Origin of the sequence: Methanosaeta sp. UBA356, assembly GCF_002496465.1 — an archaeon.
Taxonomy (GTDB): Archaea; Halobacteriota; Methanosarcinia; order Methanotrichales; family Methanotrichaceae; genus Methanothrix; species Methanothrix soehngenii.
In genome coordinates this window covers 46,133-65,985 of the sequence record NZ_DAKC01000029.1, presented here as the reverse complement: position 1 = coordinate 65,985, position 19,853 = coordinate 46,133, and the positions used below count along the sequence as shown (strand labels likewise).

The 19,853-nt window shown below is 52.3% G+C and carries 25 protein-coding genes and 1 pseudogene; 15 read left to right on the top strand and 11 right to left on the bottom strand.

The genetic code is table 11. The features are described from left to right. The 5 genes and pseudogenes from BP727_RS02105 to BP727_RS02085 all read left to right on the top strand — a co-directional run. Positions 1–503: pseudogene (locus tag BP727_RS02105) on the top strand (formylmethanofuran dehydrogenase subunit B); the annotation flags it as partial. Positions 504–652: 149 nt separating this feature from the next. Further along, positions 653–805: a hypothetical protein gene (locus tag BP727_RS02100; RefSeq protein WP_013718193.1), complete on the top strand. Its 153-nt coding sequence runs from the start codon at positions 653–655 to the stop codon at positions 803–805. A gap of 68 nt (positions 806–873) precedes the next feature. Continuing rightward, on the top strand, positions 874–1,329 hold the full coding sequence (locus tag BP727_RS02095; protein WP_232844313.1) for a hypothetical protein: 456 nt from the start codon (positions 874–876) through the stop codon (positions 1,327–1,329). 126 nt (positions 1,330–1,455) lie between these two features. After that, complete coding sequence (locus BP727_RS02090) at positions 1,456–1,737, top strand: DUF2098 domain-containing protein (protein WP_013718191.1); 282 nt, start codon at positions 1,456–1,458, stop codon at positions 1,735–1,737. A 115-nt stretch (positions 1,738–1,852) separates the two neighbouring features. Further along, positions 1,853–3,127, top strand: coding sequence for a DUF2117 domain-containing protein (locus BP727_RS02085; RefSeq protein WP_286857160.1), 1,275 nt, complete (start codon positions 1,853–1,855; stop codon positions 3,125–3,127). Here BP727_RS02085 and BP727_RS02080 read toward each other — a convergent pair. Continuing rightward, positions 3,108–4,445: an ADP-dependent glucokinase/phosphofructokinase gene (locus BP727_RS02080; protein ID WP_286857158.1), complete on the bottom strand. Its 1,338-nt coding sequence runs from the start codon at positions 4,443–4,445 to the stop codon at positions 3,108–3,110. The two genes, BP727_RS02085 and BP727_RS02080, sit on opposite strands and share 20 nt — an antisense overlap. A 113-nt stretch (positions 4,446–4,558) precedes the next feature. Between BP727_RS02080 and BP727_RS02075 the strand changes: the two genes are divergently transcribed. From BP727_RS02075 to aroA, 4 genes are all read left to right on the top strand, one after another. Continuing rightward, positions 4,559–4,777, top strand: coding sequence for an antitoxin VapB family protein (locus BP727_RS02075; protein ID WP_013718188.1), 219 nt, complete (start codon positions 4,559–4,561; stop codon positions 4,775–4,777). Next, entirely contained in the window at positions 4,774–5,157 is a 384-nt protein-coding gene (locus BP727_RS02070) for a type II toxin-antitoxin system VapC family toxin (RefSeq protein ID WP_013718187.1), read from the top strand. Before BP727_RS02075 ends, BP727_RS02070 begins: the two co-directional genes overlap by 4 nt. A 76-nt stretch (positions 5,158–5,233) precedes the next feature. Next, entirely contained in the window at positions 5,234–5,362 is a 129-nt protein-coding gene (locus tag BP727_RS02065) for a hypothetical protein (RefSeq protein ID WP_273278872.1), read from the top strand. After that, positions 5,359–6,630 (top strand): 3-phosphoshikimate 1-carboxyvinyltransferase, encoded by a 1,272-nt coding sequence (aroA, locus tag BP727_RS02060; protein WP_286857156.1) that lies wholly within the window; start codon positions 5,359–5,361, stop codon positions 6,628–6,630. Before BP727_RS02065 ends, aroA begins: the two co-directional genes overlap by 4 nt. A 139-nt stretch (positions 6,631–6,769) precedes the next feature. On the opposite strand, the gene pckA is transcribed toward aroA, so the two are convergent. Then, positions 6,770–8,395 carry a phosphoenolpyruvate carboxykinase (ATP) gene (gene pckA, locus BP727_RS02055; RefSeq protein WP_276620259.1) on the bottom strand — a complete coding sequence of 542 codons (1,626 nt, stop codon included), beginning with the start codon at positions 8,393–8,395 and terminating at the stop codon, positions 6,770–6,772. 103 nt (positions 8,396–8,498) lie between these two features. Further along, positions 8,499–9,458 carry a tyrosine--tRNA ligase gene (locus tag BP727_RS02050; protein WP_286857154.1) on the bottom strand — a complete coding sequence of 320 codons (960 nt, stop codon included), beginning with the start codon at positions 9,456–9,458 and terminating at the stop codon, positions 8,499–8,501. A gap of 140 nt (positions 9,459–9,598) precedes the next feature. Between BP727_RS02050 and BP727_RS02045 the strand changes: the two genes are divergently transcribed. Further along, the gene (locus BP727_RS02045) at positions 9,599–9,745 is read left to right on the top strand and encodes a hypothetical protein (protein ID WP_273466592.1); all 147 of its coding nucleotides are present in this window, start codon (positions 9,599–9,601) and stop codon (positions 9,743–9,745) included. A gap of 1 nt (position 9,746) precedes the next feature. On the opposite strand, the gene mobA is transcribed toward BP727_RS02045, so the two are convergent. Genes mobA through glyA form a run of 4 tightly spaced genes read right to left on the bottom strand, consistent with a single transcriptional unit; the run spans position 9,747 to position 13,160 of the window. Then, positions 9,747–10,418 (bottom strand): molybdenum cofactor guanylyltransferase, encoded by a 672-nt coding sequence (gene mobA, locus BP727_RS02040; protein WP_273271901.1) that lies wholly within the window; start codon positions 10,416–10,418, stop codon positions 9,747–9,749. Continuing rightward, positions 10,403–10,999 carry a DUF2121 domain-containing protein gene (locus BP727_RS02035; protein WP_286857150.1) on the bottom strand — a complete coding sequence of 199 codons (597 nt, stop codon included), beginning with the start codon at positions 10,997–10,999 and terminating at the stop codon, positions 10,403–10,405. Before BP727_RS02035 ends, mobA begins: the two co-directional genes overlap by 16 nt. A gap of 56 nt (positions 11,000–11,055) precedes the next feature. Beyond that, the gene (locus BP727_RS02030) at positions 11,056–11,919 is read right to left on the bottom strand and encodes a tetrahydrofolate dehydrogenase/cyclohydrolase catalytic domain-containing protein (RefSeq protein WP_286857148.1); all 864 of its coding nucleotides are present in this window, start codon (positions 11,917–11,919) and stop codon (positions 11,056–11,058) included. Then, positions 11,916–13,160 (bottom strand): serine hydroxymethyltransferase, encoded by a 1,245-nt coding sequence (gene glyA / locus BP727_RS02025; protein ID WP_286857146.1) that lies wholly within the window; start codon positions 13,158–13,160, stop codon positions 11,916–11,918. Before glyA ends, BP727_RS02030 begins: the two co-directional genes overlap by 4 nt. A gap of 138 nt (positions 13,161–13,298) precedes the next feature. On the opposite strand from glyA, the gene BP727_RS02020 reads away from it, so the two are divergent. Beyond that, positions 13,299–13,751, top strand: coding sequence for a PUA domain-containing protein (locus tag BP727_RS02020; RefSeq protein WP_013718180.1), 453 nt, complete (start codon positions 13,299–13,301; stop codon positions 13,749–13,751). A gap of 3 nt (positions 13,752–13,754) precedes the next feature. Here the strand turns inward: BP727_RS02020 and BP727_RS02015 are convergent, their stop codons facing one another. Then, entirely contained in the window at positions 13,755–14,153 is a 399-nt protein-coding gene (locus BP727_RS02015) for a hypothetical protein (RefSeq protein ID WP_286857144.1), read from the bottom strand. A 143-nt stretch (positions 14,154–14,296) separates the two neighbouring features. Further along, positions 14,297–14,713 carry a nitroreductase/quinone reductase family protein gene (locus BP727_RS02010; protein WP_162144978.1) on the bottom strand — a complete coding sequence of 139 codons (417 nt, stop codon included), beginning with the start codon at positions 14,711–14,713 and terminating at the stop codon, positions 14,297–14,299. 439 nt (positions 14,714–15,152) lie between these two features. On the opposite strand from BP727_RS02010, the gene BP727_RS02005 reads away from it, so the two are divergent. Both BP727_RS02005 and BP727_RS02000 read left to right on the top strand, forming a co-directional pair. After that, on the top strand, positions 15,153–15,377 hold the full coding sequence (locus BP727_RS02005) for a hypothetical protein (protein ID WP_013718177.1): 225 nt from the start codon (positions 15,153–15,155) through the stop codon (positions 15,375–15,377). Next, complete coding sequence (locus tag BP727_RS02000) at positions 15,374–15,520, top strand: hypothetical protein (protein WP_013718176.1); 147 nt, start codon at positions 15,374–15,376, stop codon at positions 15,518–15,520. The genes BP727_RS02005 and BP727_RS02000 overlap by 4 nt, the downstream gene beginning before the upstream one ends. 225 nt (positions 15,521–15,745) lie before the next feature. Here BP727_RS02000 and BP727_RS01995 read toward each other — a convergent pair whose 3' ends face one another. Further along, positions 15,746–16,765 (bottom strand): Acg family FMN-binding oxidoreductase, encoded by a 1,020-nt coding sequence (locus tag BP727_RS01995; RefSeq protein ID WP_013718174.1) that lies wholly within the window; start codon positions 16,763–16,765, stop codon positions 15,746–15,748. A gap of 283 nt (positions 16,766–17,048) precedes the next feature. Here BP727_RS01995 and BP727_RS01990 point away from each other — a divergent pair, with 283 nt between their 5' ends. Continuing rightward, positions 17,049–18,386, top strand: a complete 1,338-nt coding sequence (locus tag BP727_RS01990) for a deoxyribodipyrimidine photo-lyase (RefSeq protein ID WP_013718172.1) — start codon at positions 17,049–17,051, stop codon at positions 18,384–18,386. Here BP727_RS01990 and BP727_RS01985 read toward each other — a convergent pair. Continuing rightward, entirely contained in the window at positions 18,378–18,848 is a 471-nt protein-coding gene (locus tag BP727_RS01985; protein WP_232844310.1) for a pyridoxamine 5'-phosphate oxidase family protein, read from the bottom strand. The two genes, BP727_RS01990 and BP727_RS01985, sit on opposite strands and share 9 nt — an antisense overlap. A gap of 249 nt (positions 18,849–19,097) precedes the next feature. On the opposite strand from BP727_RS01985, the gene BP727_RS01980 reads away from it, so the two are divergent. Further along, positions 19,098–19,736, top strand: coding sequence for a methyltransferase family protein (locus BP727_RS01980; RefSeq protein ID WP_273271005.1), 639 nt, complete (start codon positions 19,098–19,100; stop codon positions 19,734–19,736). The last annotated feature ends 117 nt before the right edge of the window (positions 19,737–19,853 follow it).

Below are 19,853 nucleotides of genomic sequence, written 5' to 3'. Positions count from 1 at the left end.
TGGCCTTCAACCTGGTAAAGGAGCTGAACAGCCACACCAAGTTCGTGATCGGAGCTCTCAGAGGGCACTGCAATGTGGCCGGGTTCAACCAGATAGCATCATATCTATACGGTTTCCCCTTCGGCCTGGATTTCGCTCGCGGCTATCCCCGCTACAATCCGGGAGAGTACACGGCAGTGGATGTCCTCAGGGATCGGGATGTAGATGCCGCTTTCATCCTATCGGCGGATCTGGTCTCCCACTTTCCCGCTGCGTGCTCCGAGTATCTGGCCCAAATTCCCGTGGCCTGCATAGATATCGCTCCCTGTCCGACCACCATGATCTCTGATGTGGTCCTGCCGGGAGTGATCGATGCCATGGAGTGCGACGGCACCTTCTACCGTCTGGACGATGTGCCCATCTACTTCCAGCCGTTCACCAGCTCGCCCTTCTCCTTTACAGAGAGCAATGTCGATACCATGAACCAGATATTCAAGCGGGTGAAAAGGATAAAGGGAAAGTAAAGGGGGTCGAGAGATCGGAATGGACTGAGGTTGGGGAAAAAATGATCGTATCCCCTTTTCCTCATTCCTATGAGCGAATTTTTGCATTGTAATGCCAATTGTTTTAAATAATCTGATAGCCTAATGAAAAAGGAGGAGGTGAAGGCGGCATGTGTACTGTCGGTGGCGGACCGGACATAGGCGAGGTTGAGACTCTGGTTGCCAAGGATTATGAGTGCCTGGACTGCAATAACAAGTTCCAGGGCATGGGAAGAAGGCCCATGTGCCCTTCCTGCAAGTCAAGGAATGTAAAGGCAGTCTGAACTGGAATCCGAATCCATACAAGTCCATTGGAAGTCTATTGGTTCATTCATAGGTCATGCATATACTCTTGAATGAGGAAGAGATCGCCTATATCGAGGGCGAGAATGGCACCATAGCTATGGCTAAGACCAAAGGGCACTTTTTCTATCTGGAGACGGAGCAAAAGGAGATCGTTCTATTCACTGAGCCAGAGGAATTGATGGTAGCCTCTTCCTTTGGCCGGGGAGAGAAGATCAGGCGGGGTCTGCATTGCACCCTCTTTCAGCTCAGGGAGTTGGAAGCGCCCTTGATCGTCCTCCCCAAGGGCCATCCTGCCTCCCCCCGGCTGAAGACGGTGGTATCCATAGGCCCCTCCACCCGTCTGAGCTGCATGATTCTGCCGGGAACCCATCCCGAGCAGAATGTGCTCTGCGGATCGGAGGAGTTTCACGGCCTGGAGATCATCGCCGAATCAGGAGGAGCAGAGGTCAGGGGCTGGCCGGCGGGCGGGCAGATAGCATCGGTGACGGTGGAAAGGTTCTAGACCGATGAAATGCATGGATTTTCTGCCGGCAGCAAGAATGCTGGCTGCTGAAAGACTATAGCTGAACTGGCATTGGATGCTGGATTACTTGAATGGGGATATAGGGAAAGCAGAGGCGAATTGGTGATGGCAGAGATAAGAGAGGACAGTCTGGTCAGGTACATGGGCACCGGCACCATTGGAAAGGTAAAGGTGCTGAAGACAGAGGATGATGGAACCGTCTGGGCCTATCTGGATAGCACTGGGCTCTACTACAAGCTTGATACACTGGAGCTTATTGAGAAGCCACCGGAGAGAAAGGAGCTTGAGGGCATGACGCTCGAGCAGATCCAGGAGAGGTTCAAGCAGACGCAAGAGATGATGGATGCTGCCAAGATGCAGGATGAAAACCTGGAGACTGGCGGATAAGTCAGCCTTTTGGGATAGATGAGTCACCGGCGGAAGGGTGGGCGAAAAGCCCGGCAAGGATTGACCCCATCCGCCCGGAATAGGCTTGGGTTTTGGCTGTGCGTAATAATGTGGCATGTCAAGAATAGTTGAGGCTATTGGGAAGCTAGAGGCAATTCTAGACGGCAATGTATGCTTTTCTCGAAGAGAAGGGCTCCAGGAAGTTCTCAATCTACTTAAGGAAGAACAAGCATCCTCTAAGGGCTCCCATATTGAGAAAATGATCCCCCCATCCAGCAAGAGAATCGGGGTGGTAGTACACGGTCCGGAGATAATAGACTCAGGCGGAGCTGTGCAGCTGATAAATCACCTGAAGCAGATGGGAAGGGTGAACGCCGTTCTGGGAGGGACCATGGGCAGGGTGGCGGTCATTGATGCGGATCTGGAGGGGATCATAACCATCAACACCAGAAGGCGGCCGAGCATTTCCATCCGGGATATGGCGGAGGATTCGGATATTGTCATCATTCTCAACCAGGCCAAGTGCCGGGAGACCGGCCTGGCCTTCGGGACAATGGTGGCAAAGCTTGCCGGAATCGATAAACCCCTGATCCAGATCGATTGCGGCGGGAGGTTTGTGGCCGATCTCACCCTCAGCCATTTCGCTTCAGATTCTGAAGACATCAATGAAGAGGGTCTGGCAGTCGCCGCCAGGCTGGCAGCAGATCTGGGGCTGGATCTGCTGCGGCCCAGGCCCAGGGATTGCACCCTGATCCAAGGGGATACTGTACGGCGCATTATGACCGGGGTGATTCCCGGAGAGCTGATATCCGTTAACGGTACGGTCATCGGCCGGGCAATCGGAGCAGAGGTGGAGATCAAGGCCAAAGGGGGAAAGATAATTGACCTGAAAGGAGCCGAGCCGAAAATGCACGGCCTGGAAAAGCTGCATCGGGTAGATCTGGAAAAGGCTATCATCCGCAGCGGCTCCATCAGGCGGAGCACTGTCAGGCCAAGGATAGGAGAGAATCGGGGAGAGGGTGCAGCATTCATCGACCATTGTGCAGAAGATGCCTTCGAGGCGGCAGGAGGAGCAGCCGTGGCCCTGACGGTGGGAGACGACACCACGGCCATTGCCGGCGATATTCTCGCCCGCCTGGGAATTGCTGTGGTCGGGATCGTGGACGGGGACATCGATCGCCTCGCCGGGAGCCTGACCATCTTGCCGGGCAGCATCATCATCAGGGTTCGGCCGGGCTACGATGATATCGTGGGAGGGCGGGCAAGAGAAGAGATCTTCCGGGGTGAGGATAGGATCTCTATCAGCGCCCCTGATCTGGCGGATAGGGTGAAAGAATTGGCGGGCGAGCTTCTTTTAGAGAGAAAAGAGATCAGATCCGATCTCGCTTGATCGCCTGCAGCTCCTGGTAGAAGGTGGCGGCAGTAGCGGTATCACCCAGGCCCACGGTGATGCGCGGCTCTCTAGCCAGAAGGGAAGGCATCAAGGATACCACCAGCCCATCTCTTTTGTGAAAAGCTCCCCGTCCCACTCCTGCAGCCTCTGCCCCCAGTCGACAGAATTCCCTTTGGGCCTCCAGACCCCTGGGATTGACCTCATTTGGCGGCATTCCCTTTGCCGAGCCGGTAGCAGCCAGAGCGGCCGCAGCATCTGCGCCTTTTTGCAGAGAGAGAAGCTCTTCTTTTGCAGTGATCTTTCCCTCTTCCATAATGCTCAGAATGTAGTCTCTGGTATGGACTGAGACCCTGAAGATGCCCAGATGTTCTCTCAGTCCCGCCGCTTTTTGCATCCTCTCCTGCCACTGGCTCATTTTTGGCCTGGCGGTCGATAAAACAGTCGATAAAACAGTCGATGAACCAATCGCGGAATATTCTGCTGTCGCCGTCTCCAGCTCATCCTCGTTCAGGCCCAGGCTGTCTGCCTTTTCGAGGAGCCGGAGAAAGTGCCTGGCGATCCCCGGGCTTTGAAATGAGCCCATCTCCACATGGATGTAGATATTGGGGTTCGCCTCTTTCCAGCTCCTGATCTGCTCGATCCTGGGGGGGAAGATCTCTCGGTACCGATCCAGGGGAACGAGGTGAAAGCCGGATAAGATGGCACCATCGATTTCCTGGATAAAATCCCGACAGTAGGCGTCGAAGTCCTGGTTCGATACCATTCTGGTGTTCACCGGATCGTAGGTGGCTATGAAGCGATTGTCTTTGGCTGCAGATATCGGCCCTTGAGGTGAGGGGATGCGATCGCTTTCTTTGAACTGGAAGACGAAATGCAGCACCTCTGAGCTTAGATCCGGCCTTTCCGCCGCCAGGGATGGCTGCATAAGGCGTCCAGAGACTGGAATTCCCACACCGGGATGAAGTAGCGCTGCCAGCCTGGGTTCGAGGGCTGGTGCATTCAGAATCGGCTTGGCCCCCAGTTCGGCCAGTAGGTTGGCCATGATTCCGGCGTTACCCCCCAGGCGGAAGCTCCAGGGAAAGGAGGCCTCAATCTCTTCTGCCAGCTGCAGGCTCTCGACCAGGATCTCCGCACCCGATCCCTGCTGCATGCAGTATAGGAGTGAGGATATGAGATCCTCCCGGCTCCTGATTGAGCCCTTTATCTCGCTTTTTATCCCTGAAGGATCGGCTGATTGGATGAAACGGGATACCCTCTCTTCACCGAAGTCGTATACCGCATCGAGATTTACCGGGTAGGCGCAGATGATTTTCATACCGGGAATCACCATTGAGATATGTCTTTATAAATTATCCTTTGAGGCACCATTCTGCTGCTTCCAGTTCAAAATCCCAAACCGTATATATCTGTGCATACATACACAGATGCATGGCATCCAAGACTATTTCCATTAGAGACGATGTATATAAACTGCTTAAAGATGCAAAGAGAGAAGAAGAGAGCTTTAGCGATGCAATAGAAAGGCTGCTCAAGAAGGATAAAGTGAATCTATCTGAATACTTTGGAGCTCTTAAGGAAGATCCGATTTTAGACCGGCTGGAAGCAGATTCTAAGAGGATAAGAGAGATGGCGAGGTCGAGAGTTTGATCGTCCTGGATACCAGCGCTCTTATTGACCTGTTTCGAGGTGGCGAGGAGGTTAAAGGTGTGATAGGTGGTGATGTCACAACTACTATAATAAATTATTATGAAATATTTGTTGGCATAAGACGTTATAGATCAAAAACAGAGGAGAAATTCTTTCGAAGATTCTTTTCCGATATTAGAATATTGGATTTTAATTTAACCGCTGCGGAAAGGTCGAGCGAGATCATGGCCAGGCTCATGGATCTGGGGATTTCCATCAATGCCTTCGATATACTCATCTCCGGCATTGCAGTGGCAAGCGGTGGTGAGACCTTGATGACGAAGGATAGAGATTTCCTGTCCATTGCCAAAGTGACTGAGCTGAACATTAAGGTTTACTGAAGAACGATTCTCACTCGTCCTCGAGCACGATCCAGTACAGGCCGCAAGGCTTATATTCGACTTATGTCGTACTACGTTGAATGCCGTAATAGCGGCAGAGGAGGTAGAGGAGTGGGGGCTTCTCTCTCTTCCTTTTCAGGCCATCGTGTCAGGCTATATCATGGCACTCATTTCTTATACATCCTCATTCATCTCCCGTTCATGATCGCCTCAGTCGAGTGCTCTAGTGTATCCGGCGAGGTCTATGCCCCTCCCTCGAAGAGCTACACCCACCGCGCTATTCTGATAACCTCTCTTGGCCCGGGAGGGAGAGTCCTGCGGCCATTGCTCTCTGCCGATACCCTGGCCACGGTATCTGCCAGCGAGGCCTTCGGGGCCAAGATAGGGAAAGAAGAGAAAAAGGACGACCTCTTCATCGATGGGGTAGGAGATCTGCCCCAGACCCCAGAGAATGTGATAGACGTGCTGAACTCGGGCACCACATTGCGCTTCTGCTCAGCGGTGGCCGCGCTCACCGCAGGAGCTGTTCTCACGGGCGACTCCTCCATTCGCACCCGGCCCAATGGACCGTTGCTTGACTCCCTTAGAGAGCTGGGAGCGGACGCCTTCTCCATTAAGAATAACGGTAAAGCCCCCCTGGTCATCAGAGGGAAGATGTTGGGCGGCACAGCGCACCTGCAAGGCGGGCTGAGCAGCCAGTTTCTCTCCGCCCTTTTCATTGCCTGCCCCCTGGCAGAGAACGACACCAGGATTGTGATCGAGGGCGAATTGAAGTCGCGCCCCTATGCAGAGATCACTCTGGACATGCTTTTTGATGCAGGGATAAAGATCGAGGAAGAGGGGCAGGAGTTCATTGTACCTGGTGGCCAGAGCTTCGCTCTCAAGGAATACACCATCCCCGGCGACTTCTCCTCCGCCTCTTATCCCCTGGCGGCGGCTGCGGTCACGGGATCGGAGGTGACCGTGAAAGGGATCCTGCCCTCCCGGCAGGGGGATTCGGCTATCATCGATATACTGACCCGCATGGGGGCCCAGGTTTCCTGGAACACGGAGTCCGGAGACCTGAAGATCAAAGGCGGTGATCTTGAGGGAGTAGAGATCAACGCCAGCCGGACGCCGGACCTTGTTCCTACAATTGCCGTCCTGGGTGCAGTGGCAAAAGGCAAGACGACGGTGGTGAATGCGGAGCATGTCCGCCACAAGGAGACGGACAGGCTTCATGCCATGGCAGTTGAATTAACGAAGATGGGGGCGAAGATCAAAGAGCGGCCGGACGGCCTGGAGATAACGGGCGGAAAGCTGCACGGGGCGAGCGTTCACGGCTATCACGACCACAGGATCGTCATGGCGCTGACAGTGGCAGGCCTTGTGGCCGGCGAGACGAGGATCGATACCGCTGAGGCAGTGGATGTGAGCTATCCGGGATTCTTCAGGGAGATGGAGAGGCTGGGGGCGAGGGTGAGAGTGGAGTGAAGGAGATGGGAAGATTAAGGGCGATCTAACCATCATTTTATATAAATGTGGCTGAGCAAGGATTGTTGAAGCCTGATTTGGGATTCAGGACGATCCTTGCACGTCTCATAGAGATCCAAATAATCCTTAAAGGAGGGTTTTAAGCTCTGGGTGCTGCTGCCTTGACCTCATCAGTCATCTTATCCTCGAACTGAACCATATAATCCTGGAAGCGGGCCGCAAGATCCTTGGCCATGGTATCATAACTGCTGGGATCATCCCAGGTGTTGCGTGGGACCAGTACCTTGGCGGGTACCCCTGGAACCTCGGTGGGCACCTTGAAGCCGAATACAGGATCGATCACTTTTTTGACGTTGTCCAGCTTGTCTTCCAGGGCAGCGCGCACCATCGCCCGGGTGAAGGATAATTTCATGCGTTCTCCTTTGCCATAAGGTCCCCCGGTCCAGCCGGTATTCACCATCCAAATCTTCGCATTATGCATATTGATCCTTTCCGCAAGCAATGTGGCATAGACTGTGGGATGCAGAGGCATGAAAGGCGCTCCAAAGCAGGTACTGAAGGTAGCAGTAGGCTCTCGGACCCCCTCTTCTGTTCCCGCAACTTTGGCGGTGTAGCCGGCCAGAAAGTGGTACTGGGCATGGGCGGGGGTCAGGCTGGCGATGGGTGGAATGACCCCGAAGGCATCTGCAGTCAGGAAGATGATATGCCTAGGATGCCCGCCGATTCCATCATAATCTGCTTTTTCCACATGGGTGAGGGGATAAGCGGCCCGGGTGTTTTCAGTGAAGTCGTCATCGTCAAAGTCTATGCGCCGGCTGTGTGCGTCGAGCTTGACGTTCTCAATAACCGTGCCGAACTTGCGGGTTGCCCGGTATATTTCGGGCTCACCCTCCTCGGATAGCCGGATCACCTTAGCATAACAGCCTCCTTCAAAATTGAAGATGCCCTTGTCTGACCAGCCATGTTCATCATCGCCGATAAGGGTGCGTGTGGCATCATTGGAGAGTGTGGTCTTGCCGGTTCCGCTCAGTCCAAAGAAGATGGCCACATCATCGGGATCACGGCCATAGTTGGCGGAGCAGTGCATGGCCATAACGCTGCGCTTGGGCATGAGGTAATTCATGACGGTGAAGATGGATTTCTTGATTTCACCGGCGTACAGTGTGCCACCAATGAGGGCCATTTTCCTGGCAAAGTTGACCAGAATGAAGGCTCCCGAGCTTGTCGGGTCCAGGCCGGGAACGGCAGTCACCCCCGGGGCAGAGATTACGGTGAACTCGGGAACATGGCGGTTCAGGCTTTGAGAATCGGTAATGGTCACAAACATGTTTCTGGCGAATAGGCTCTGCCAGGCATGCTCGGTGATGATGCGGATTGGGAGGCGGTATAGTGGATCTGCACCAGCATAGCAGTCCTGCACGAAGATATCGCGGTTTTCGAAGTAGCCTGAGATCCGCTGGTGCATCTTGTTGAACTCAGCCTGAGTGGTCTCTCGATTTATCGTCCCCCACCAGATCTCCTTTTCAGTGGATGGTTCGCAGACGGTGAATTTATCATCTGGAGAACGACCGGTATAGTCACCAGTACGAACCACTAATGCGCCCGGATAGGCCAGAACGCCTTCATGCCGCCGGATGGCCTGCTCATACAGGGCGGGGACATTCAGGTTCCAGTGCTCCTGTTCCAGATTCCTGAAGCCGTGATTCTCAAGACCGTAACTGCTGTGATGGGATTCAATCATGTAAATCTGCTTTCCTTCAACCATGCAAATCAGCCTTCCTTTAACATCAACTATAATAGTCAAATGTTAAAAGAACAACGGCAAATAAAAAGATAATCTAGTCCAGGGGTTTTCTTGAACTTGCTATTCACACCTTCATCTTCTCCCGCACCGGCGCCAGGATCTCGATCATGCAATCTGCGCAGGCCTTCTTCAGGTCCATGGGGTGCATGGCCCCGCTGACAAAGTCCGCCTCCAGCTGCTCGTAATTATCGTAGTGCACATCACCGCCGAACTTCTCGGGCCTGCTGATGGTCATCCCCGCCTCCATCCGGGGGAAGACGTGATACTTGCATATCGCCAGCACCGGATTGTTCTCCACCACTTTTGCCGGGCAGAAGGCGCTCTTGATCTTTTTCTCCACATCTTGAGCCGGCTCGTCCACCGCGATATTATTCCCCTTAGAGGAGGACATCTTCTCCCCGTTCAGTCCTGGAATCAGGGGCGTATGCAGGCATACGGGCGCGGGCAGTCCCAGGCGGGGCAGCTCCTCGCGGGCCAGCATGTGGATCTTCCGCTGGTCTATGCCTCCCACCGCCAGATCGATCTTCAGGTCGGCGATGTCGACCGCCTGCATCAGGGGATATATCATCTGAGAAACCATGGGGTTCTCTGCATTCCGGCTGACCTCATCCATGCTGCGCCTGGCCCGGTTGAGTGAGGTATTTCTGGCCATCTGCAGGATCTTGAGCATGAAATCCGGCTGAAGCTGATAATCTGTGCCATAGACGAACTCCGTCCTCTCCGGGTCGAGGCCCAAAGCCATAAAGCAGTCCCGGTTGTAGTCGGCGATCTGGCGCACCTCCTCAAGAGATCCCTTCTCATTGAGAAAGGCATGCAGATCGGCTAAAAGAACGACCACATCGAAGCCCGCCCTCTGCAGGTCGAGAAGCTTGTTGGCGGTCAGCATATGGCCCAAATGGACCTTGCCGCTGGTCTCATAGCCCACATAAGCCCGCGGGCGGCTGGGCTTCTCCAGCAGTCCTTTCAATTCATCTACGGTCACGATCTCTTCTGTATTCCTCATCACCAGCTCGAGCTTGTCCAAATCAGATTCACCAGCCCAGGAAAGGAATAAGGATGTATAATGCTTTTGGTTCTGAGGTTGAGCTTGGGAAAAATGATTAATACTAATTCCGACGATGACCTGTCATGCCAAGGCGGATGTACAAACTTCAGCAGCCATCAATGAGCCGCGAGAAGAATCTAGTGCTGATACTGCTGGCCGTCATAGTGGCCCTAATCCTCTGGAACAGCTTCTGGTCTCTGGCTAAATTAGCTCTCTTCATAGCGATAGTCTACATGATCTATTACGCTCTGAAGCGGTATTTCTAAATTAATCAGCCTTTTTACCTTTCTCCTGCCATAGAGCTCTTGCCTTTTCCAGATCCTCACTGGTATTGAGGTTGAAAAAAGAGAGAAGCTCGGGGTCCATCGGCAGCAGATGCTCTTTTGAGACCCTATTGACGACCAGCTCCTGCAGGGGAACATGAATCCTTCTCTCCCCGCTCTCCAAAGCCCTCTGGCAGGATGCTTGCATCTTCTCCCTCTCATAGACGGAATGGAGGGGCTCGAAATATCCATTAGGCTGCACAGGAACAGCCGCCTCATAGCCCCTTCCTGGGTCCGCCAGCTCAAAAAGCCTCTGGATTACCATCCCGTTCAGAAAAGGAAGATCGCATGCTGCCGCAAAGGCGAACCTGCCCCTGGCCATCCCCAATCCCGCTTCAAGCCCCGCCACTGGCCCGAATCCGCTGACTCTGTCCCAGGTGAAATGAATCCGGACTCGATCTGAATGGGTCTGATCCAAGAGAGTTCTGTCCGATACGATCTCTGCTAGCCTCTTCGCATGCTTTTGATCTCTGGCCACCACCACAAGCTCATCGGCAGCAGAGAGGAGAGTCTTGGCCATCCAGCAGATGAGCGGCCTTCCATCAAACTCTAAGAGCGCTTTCTCTACACCCAGACGATGGCTGTCCCCTCCTGCCAGGATTATAGCGGATCGCATAGCTTCCAGCCATTCTCCTGGCAGTCCTCCTCCAGGGCTTTCTCCAGAGCCTTTTGGGGGTTGGAGAGCATCCTCTCGCTCTTTAATATCACATGCTCCTGGCTGACAGAAGCCGTTCTCTCTGCTGCCTCCTGGAAGATCTTCCGGATCAGAGCCTCATCCACCCGGCCGTCGGCCTGAACGACAATAGATACAGCAATCTGCTGGGTGAACCGATTTCCATAAATGATGCATCCCATAGCTCCGCGATCTCGGATCCTGACCTCCTTCCCGGTGATGTCGACCTGCAGCTGGCTCCCAGGGGCGAGGTAGATCCTTCTGCGCCTCTCCAGCTGGGGGGTGATCTCTGTTACCTCTCCCACCAAAAGGTCGCCCCGCCTCCAGACCTTGTCCCTGCCGTCTGTTACCTGCAGAGTGGCCCCAATCTCCATAGCTTTGGCCAAAAGAGCCTCATCATCCGAGATCCGGCCACAATAGAGCTCCTCCTCGAGCTCGGGCCAGCTGCCCAGGAAGGTGATGGAACGCCTATCGCCTCCTATCACCGCTTCCTTGCTCTTAGCCAGGGCGACTACCAGTGACATCTTCTGATCCTTTCCTAAGCCTTTTCTCTATGCCTATTCCTTTTGATCCTATTCCGTTACTGTTGGTCTTTTGTCTGATCCTCTGTGGCATTCAGGGTCTGCCGAAGGAGCATGGCCACGGTGAGCGGCCCAACCCCGCCTGGAACCGGTGTTATCGCTCCAGCGATCTGGGATACCTCCTCATAGTCCACATCTCCCACCGTCTTGTCTCCTACCCGGTTTATGCCCACATCAAAAATATAGGCTCCAGGCCGGACCATCTCCTTTTTGATGAGGCCTGGAACTCCGGCGGCCACCACCAGTATATCTGCATCGCGAGTGTGCTCGGCCAGGTCGCGGGTAAAGACATGGCATACCTGCACCGTAGCATTGCGGTTGAGCATCATGGCCGCCAGGGGCTTGCCCACCACATTGCTGTGGCCGACAATGACCACCTCCGTCCCCTCCAGCTTCTTATCAAGCCTCTCTAAGGCATAGATGATCCCCAGAGGTGTGCAGGGCACCAGTCTCTCCGCTCCCAAGAGCAATGCCCCCATATTCCGAGGATGGAATCCATCCACATCCTTCTCGGGCAGAATGCTCATCATCGCCCTCTGAGGATTCAGTCCCCCAGGGAGGGGCAGCTGAAGCAGTATGCCGTTGATATCCTCTCGAAGACTAAGCTCCTCTATTTTGGCGATGATCTCCTCTTCTGTGCTGCTTTCCGGCAAAAGCACGTTCTCGGATCTTATTCCTGCCCGGGAGCAGGCGGAGTGCTTGAGACGGATGTACATCTGCGAGGCCGGGTTCTCTCCCACCAAAACTGTAGCCAGGCCGGGGACTATACCCTTATTAGCAAGCTTCTTCGCCCTCAGGAGCGTCTCCGCTTCCACCTCACCGGCCAGAGCCTTTCCATCTATTATAGTTGTCAGTTCGATCACACCATATCTGGATACAGGGGGAACTGGTCGCAGAGGGCCTTGGCCTCAGAGCGAACCCTAGCTATGGTCTTCTCATTGTTGATGTCGCGGAGCACCATGGTGATCATATCGGCGATCTGGGCCATCTGCTTCTCCTTCATGCCTCTGGTGGTCATGGCCGGGGTGCCAATCCGAATGCCGCTGGTGATGAATGGCGTGGCCGGGTCGAAGGGTATCATGTTCTTGTTCAGGGTGATTCCCGCTCTCTCTAAAGTCTCGTCAGCCACCTTTCCGGTGATCCCCTCTTTCAGCAGCTTGACCAGGAGCAAATGGTTATCCGTCCCACCGCTGACCAGATCGAAGTCGTTCTTCAGCAGACGCTCAGCCAAAGCCCGGGCATTCCTGATCACCTGGAACTGATATTCCTTGAACTCCGGGGTCAAGGCCTCCTTGAATGCCACCGCTTTTGCTGCTATGGAGTTCATGAACGGCCCCCCCTGGGTCCCGGGAAAAACAGAGCGGTCAATGGCCGATGCAAGCTCCTCTTTGCAGAGGATTATTGCACCCCTCGGTCCCCGCAGGGTCTTATGAGTGGTGGTGGTGACGATATCCGCATAGGGCACGGGAGAGGGATGAGCGCCCACCGCACACATGCCGGCGATATGGGCGATATCCGCCATAACCAGAGCCCCCACATCATCGGCGATCTCCCTCACCGCCTTGAAGTCGATGGTCCGGGGATAGCTGGATGCGCCCACCACAATGAGCTGGGGGCGGGACTTTCGGGCGATGTCTGCCATCTCGGAGTAGTCGAGCATCTCCGTCTCTCGGGAGACATTATAAGGGACGATCTTGTACATCTTGCCTGAGAAGTTGACCGGACTGCCGTGGGAGAGGTGGCCGCCGTGAGCGAGGTTCATGCCCATGATGGTATCGCCCGCGTTGAGTACGGCGAAGTAGGCAGCCATGTTGGCCTGGGTGCCGCTATGGGGCTGGACGTTAACATGCTCTGCGCCAAAGAGCTTAATGCAGCGCTCTCTTGCCAGATTCTCGGCCAGGTCCACGCAGCCTGTGCCGCGATAGTAGCGTTTGCCGGGATAGCCTTCGGCATACTTATTGGTCATGACACAGCTCTGCGCCTCCATGACCGCTCTACTGGTGAAGTTCTCTGATGCAATCAGGATGATATTATTTCGCTGCCTCTCCAGCTCAGACTGGATCGCGGCTGCGATTTCGGGATCTACAATATCTAGGGATTTCAAATCGAATCACCGGTGCTAATTAGCGAGATGGGTGGTGTTTACTGAGGAGGGCAAAATAGATTATGGTATGAGCCCGAGATATGAAGCTCTGGCACTGGCACCATAACTCTTTTATTGCCTCCTGCAAAGGTAATCTGGATGCTTATAAGAGCGAGGACTATCGCTGACTACCAATTTGGCAGGGGCTCGGGCAGTGCCCTCTTTCCCGATGGCACGACATACAGCCTCTCCAAGACTCGCCGGCTGAGATATCTCTACTGGGAAGAGGAGAGGGTGGCCACTGTCCGAGCAAGGGACAACCTCCTGACCCTGAGCATGATCGGCGCAAAGAGGCTGCATGATCTGTTCTGCAGCCCTAGGCTTCGAGTGGTGGCCTCGGATGATGCTGCGCCATTCATCGCCAAAGGTGGCAATCTATTCGCCAGGCACGTCATTGCCGTCGACCCGGAGATTCGATCCGGTGAGGAGGTTTTGGTTGTTGACTCGCAGGATCGGCTTTTAGCCACGGGCACAGCCGTCCTCGCGCCTGAGGAGATGATGCAGATTAAAAGGGGGCTGGCGGTCCAGGCGAGAAAGGCGGCAGAGAATTGATTTTCACTGCACTTCTATCTGGGCTGATCTGCTGCCGGAGATGCTGCAATAGGCCGTTGCCTTAAGGATGTCTCCTGCAGTGGCATTAATCAGATAGTAATAGCTGAAGGTGTTGGCAGCAGTCTGGTTAGCGTATTCTTTTCTCAGGACATCATCGCCATTTTTCTGTATCACTACCTCTCGGACATAGTGGCTGGGATTTGTTGAGGTATGGGTTATGGTCACATTCAATGTTTGATTCATATCATCATAAGCTAGGAGGACCTGGGAGGGGGAGTGAGCGAGGACTGGAATTGACAGAATGAGAAGCAGAATGATTGCAGCGAGGCCTTTGATTGCTGGGGTCAAGAAAGGCGGCACATCTCCGTTCGTGTCTATAGATATCTTATCATTATTGGACATATCAAAAACACCTATCAATAAATGGTGTCAATCTTATTAAAAGCTTATCTGGAATAAGGCATGTGATGAGTCTTATGATTGTATTATGATGGTATTACATAAGCGAGAAAATTATAGAGAAACGGCAAAATGGTCGCTGCAAATTATTTTATCGCCCTCTTGATCCTGATCACGGGCATTTTTTGCACCTTCTTTTCCAAAACTGCATCCTCGATGGTGAATGGATTGAATCCATACAGAAATGCCCAGACTCCACTGCTCTTCAATATCTGCCGGATGGCATAGGCAGCCTCTTTTGGATCGCTCACCTCTTCTGCAATTCCTTTCAGAGTGCCGCTTGGCAGGAGAACCTCTACATCAGGATTCGCCAGAACATTCAGATACCATTGGCCCTTTAGATGCTTGCCCTGGTAGCAGTAAATGCTCTCGCCGATCAGAGCGTGGTACACAGGGGTGAAGCGAGTCTTCCCGGTCTTCCTGCCTCTCGTTTTGATGACCATGATATTGCCTATAATGGGATTTGAAATGTATTTGCCAAGGTTCCTCTGAAAAGCGGGCACAATTATATAGCTATTGAATATTCTGAATAAAGCTCTTTGAATTGATTTAAGCATGCACACCTGGCTTTCGACAGCAAAATTAATATAGGTTGTGCTGAGACTGAATAACATGTCGAAGCTCAGCAGTTCCATTTTTAGTAGAGAGCACGGCAGCGATGCGTCCTTAGATGCATCTATAAGTAAACCGGGACTGTAAGACCCAATCCTGTTTGATCTGGGTTGGGTGTTGAATGTTCGATCGCTGCATAGCGTTATCGAATTGGATGGAATAGACTTATAAAAACAACCTGAATTGGAAGGATGGGCCGCATAAGAGATTGCCGGTCTCTTAATGATATTGGCCGCGTTGGAGTCCCTGCTTCTCCATCGATGGAGAATCGAATATTCTGACGGATTGAAGGCTAAAAGCGCGGCGTCAAATCCTTTCGGGAAGTAGAAAATGATCGGAAGAGATGAAATAAGCAAAAACTATAGGCCTAATGAGCATTATGAGTTCTCTGGAATTGGGGCCAGGCTGTTTGGCCCTAAAGCAGGCTACGTGAGAGCTCAGGCAGACAGCATCCGGCAAGCAGATGAGATCTTATTCGCACTGGCCTTGACTGTATTGATATTTGGATCCGTCCTCTCCATGGATATAATGGCCAGAATGGGGGCATTCCAATGAAGAGATACTTTAGGGACCTTTATGATGTCCTTGTCAACCAGAATTATGGATCGAAAAATACCCATCTGGTTGAGATATTCCTCAGCCTGGGAGCATTCATCGGCATAGGTCTTGCGGCTGTTATGCTAAGGGCTGGATGGTAGGACGGGAAAAATGGAAGCAAATGGCCGGAAAAAAGCATCATACTCGCTGCTGTTTCAGAAGAATAAGCTGATGGCCGAGCGCCGCTTTCTGCTGATGAAGCTGGCGGAATGCGCCAATCAGATTAAAAAAATAGATGAGCAGCTCAAATCGATTTGAAGCAAATCATCCCTGGAAAATGATAGCAGGCGGGATTTGATCCTGCATATCCGGCTGGCTATTACCAGTCAGGGTAATAAAACCTCTTCCAGCGGCCTTCTGGGCGTGTGCTTGCTCGGCTCTGCATAACCCATGCGGATGAGCAGCTGAGGATATTTCACCTTCAATATCCTTGCCATATCCTCCCTAAGCTCGGGAATGGCTATGGGCTGGCTGAATAGATCAAACCTGACATCCATCTCCGTGGCCTTAAGAAACAGGATCTCAAAGAGGAATCCTGCTTTAAGCCAGGTCATCATATCGTCCTGATCGGTTGATAGAACTCCTACCGCTGGCGAGGCCTTCATATAAGCGGTCTCAACCCTCGCCCGGGATGTAGACATATCAAAGGTCCCGAAGACGAATGCTCCGAAGTAGGACTGGAAATCCGAATAGCCAAACGAATAGCCTGGCAGACCGTCCTTTTCTCCTCCCGTATTGGACCTCACCCAGCTTGCCAGCTCCTTTCTGAAGGCTTTATTCCCCAGCTGGATCTTATGAGACTGGGCGAGGATCTCGGACATCGCCGACTTGCCGGCTTCATCGATCAGGATATTCAGATCAAATCCATCCCTTTTCACGCAAGCCTTCAATTCCCTGAGCTTTGCATCCTCTATTGCTCTCTTCTCAAACTCCTTTCTGTTTGTATGACGTCTGGTTATCTGACTGAACAGATCGGGAAGCTTTTTTTTGCCGGCCGATCCTTTCAGCTTTATAGCCGCGGTCCTCTCGCCTGAAGGGCCATCAGGAAGGCATGAAACATCATATCCAAAGCCGAAGTGTTCCGCTGCCATGAGGATATTAGCCAGAAGGCAGCCGTGGCTGAGATAAAGAGTCCTGTTGGAGGGGTCAACGTTGGGCAAAGCACGGTCAAAGTCCGCAATTACTGATACCTCGTTTCCATCAATTGCCAGCTTCCAGGGCTGAGTGTTGGGCCCGGATGGAGCTAAAACAGCATACTTGAGCAGGCCCTTTATCTGATCGCAGAGGTCGCCATTCACGGGGAAGTCCTCTTCTCTAACGTTCCAGGCTGCTAATACATCGGTCACTTAAGCCATCTCCTTGTTTTTCTTAACTAATATCGCTCTTTTAAACATGCATTCCGAATCCAAGTTTCAATTATGCTTCGGAATATGGGCAGCTTAGTTTAACTAGATTTCGAGATTGTTATCTGGTTAGAGAATATAATATGCCATGCGGCGCAAGACCCGGCCGGCAGCAAGATAAGACCGGCAGCTATAGTGAATAAAAGAAGAGAAAGATCATCATACTTGAAGGAGAGATCATCATACAGCAGAGAAGTCATCATCAAGGAGATGGAGGATATGGACAATGCCAGTAAATCCTAAGAGAGCCAGAGTGCTGGTCTGGGCTAAAGAGAGAAAAGGTGCTGTATTTTACTGGATGAGCAGAGAGCAGCGGGTGGCTGATAACTGGCCTTTGCTATTTGCTCAGGAACTGGCCATAAGAGAAAAGTCTCCCCTGGCGGTGCTCTTCTGCATCTCGCCCCAGTTCCTGGAGGCAACAAGCTCTCAATATAAGTTCATGCTTAAAGGGCTGGAAGAGGTGGAGACTGATCTTGCTGAATTGAATATCCCACTCTATCTGCTCTCTGGAGATCCAGCAAAAGAGATCCCGCAGTTTCTCCAATCTCATGAAGCAGGAATCCTGGTCTCGGACTTCTCTCCTCTGCGAATAAAGATGATCTGGCAAAGATCAATAGCTAAAGAGGTCAATATTCCATGCTATGAGGTTGATGGCCACAACATCGTCCCCTGCTGGCAGGCTTCTCTAAAGCAGGAGTGGGCGGCATACAGCTTCCGGCCGAAGATCCACCGTCTCCTGGATGAGTACTTGACGGACTTTCCTGCGCTCAAAGCTCACCCCTTCCCCTGGCCGGAGGCAGTGGACAACGATTGGAGGGGAGCAGAGATGGCGATCAGAGCGGATCATATCTCCGATATGAGTTGGGCACAGCCTGGGGAGAGGGCGGCGAAGAAGCATCTGAATGAGTTCATCGATCAGGGGCTTGTTCTCTATGACTCTGATCGGAACAATCCAGTGAAAAACGGCCAGTCAGGCCTCTCATTCTACCTTCATTTCGGCCAGATATCCGCTCAGAGGGTGGCCCTGATGGCGCTGTCTGGCATGACCGATTCCAGCCCGTTCCTGGAGGAGCTGGTGGTGCGACGCGAGCTGGCAGATAACTTCTGCTACTATAATCCTCACTACGACTCTGTGCAGGGCTTTCCCAACTGGGCGCAGGAGACCTTAAGGCAGCATGAGAACGATCCGCGCGAATACCTGTACAGCATCAAGGAGCTGGAGGAAGCAAAGACCAATGACGAATTATGGAATGCGGCCCAGACGGAGATGGTCTGCCGGGGGAAGATGCACGGATACATGAGGATGTACTGGGCGAAGAAGATCTTGGAGTGGACTTCTTCTCCTGCAGAGGCCATGGATATTGCCATATACCTTAACAATAGATACGAGCTGGACGGAAGGGACCCCAACGGATATACTGGGATCGCCTGGTCTATTGGGGGAGTGCACGATCGTGCCTGGAAGGAGAGGCCGATCTTCGGCAAGGTGCGCTACATGAGCTACAATGGAGCAAAAACCAAGTTCGATATCAAGGCCTACATCGAGAAGATCAATTCATTTTGATCCATCCGAGTGCTTCAAACCAGAGATATTTCCCATTTTAACACCAACCAGCTTCCAGACGCTGTTGCGACCCTCGGTGAGCAATGCCTCTACAGGTTCATCTGGAGAATGCCCCAGGGCTGATAGCACATTGGAGGAGAGGTTTTTCTTCTGGATCAGCTCCACAAACCTCTCTCTCACAAGGGACTTGGTTTCAGGGTCCTCTACCTCCACCAGCCTTCCGGGCAGGGCGACGAATGAAAAGCTGGAGAGGTCCGGGCTGTATCTCTCAACCTCCACTGTAACCGCGGGATTCTTCCTGAAGTGAAGGACTTTCTTGCCATATTTTGTGGACAGGAAATACATGAACTTGCCATCGAATACGTACAGGAACGGGGCTACATGGGGATGGCTCTCCCCATTAAAGGCTATGCGACAGATAAACTCCTCTTCTATCAGCCGGTCGTACTCCTGCTTTTTCATCGAGGGCATTTTAAAAATCATAAAGAGCCTTTTCTCAATTTACTGAGTTCATTGCTTTATTGTATCTTTCGTGTATCATTTTTCAAGATATAAATCCCTGCCGCAACAACAGGCCAATCGGCAATTGGACAATTACGAATAGGGTGGTAATCGATTGGCTTGCTACTATAGCGCAGCCCTCTAATGACGCTGACCGATAGAGCAATTAATCACTTGAGCGATTGGTATGAGCATAAATATTCAAAGCAAATGGAGGTCATGCCTATCGATAGCACATCGCTTTATCCGGTCATTTATCTAATTGGCTTTGCAGCACTGCATAGCTTTCTTGCCAGCTTGCCCGCCAAAAGGATTGCAAAGGCTCATTTCGGCTCTAAGGTCGACCCCTGGTATCCGATCTTTTTCTCTGCGGTGGCTGCTATCACCATTCTCCCTCTGGCTGTGATTCTGTTCTTCTTTCCCGGCCAGTTGATCTATATCCTGCCCAGTCCATGGATCTGGCTGGCATTTGCCGCCCAGATTGTGGTTGGACTGGCTTCTTTGAGGGCTTTTCTGGATGCCCCACACCGTTTCCTGATACGCGCTCAGCTTGGCGAAGGGCACAGCTCGGGCGAATTTGCCCTGGGAATTCGAGGGATATATTGCTGGATTCGCGATCCATTTCTTCTCTCTGGCTTTCTGCTCATATGGCTCACCCCCTTCATGACTGAGAACCTATTGCTGGTATATCTCCTGACTACGGCTTATCTTTTCATGGGATCAGTTCACTGGGAGAGCAGGCTCATCAAACAGTTTGGCCAGGAATATATTAATTACCAAAAAGAGGTTCGAAGAATGATTCCTACCCTTAAAAAAAGATGGAAGGGATGCAAAAGCCTGGATAGATAAGATCTAGAGTCTGCAAAAATCCAGACGGTTATAATTTTTATTCCAGTTAACAATCATATTCAACATCTTTAAATAATCATAAGTGCAATATAGATACTAATCAAATCAAGGGTAGGT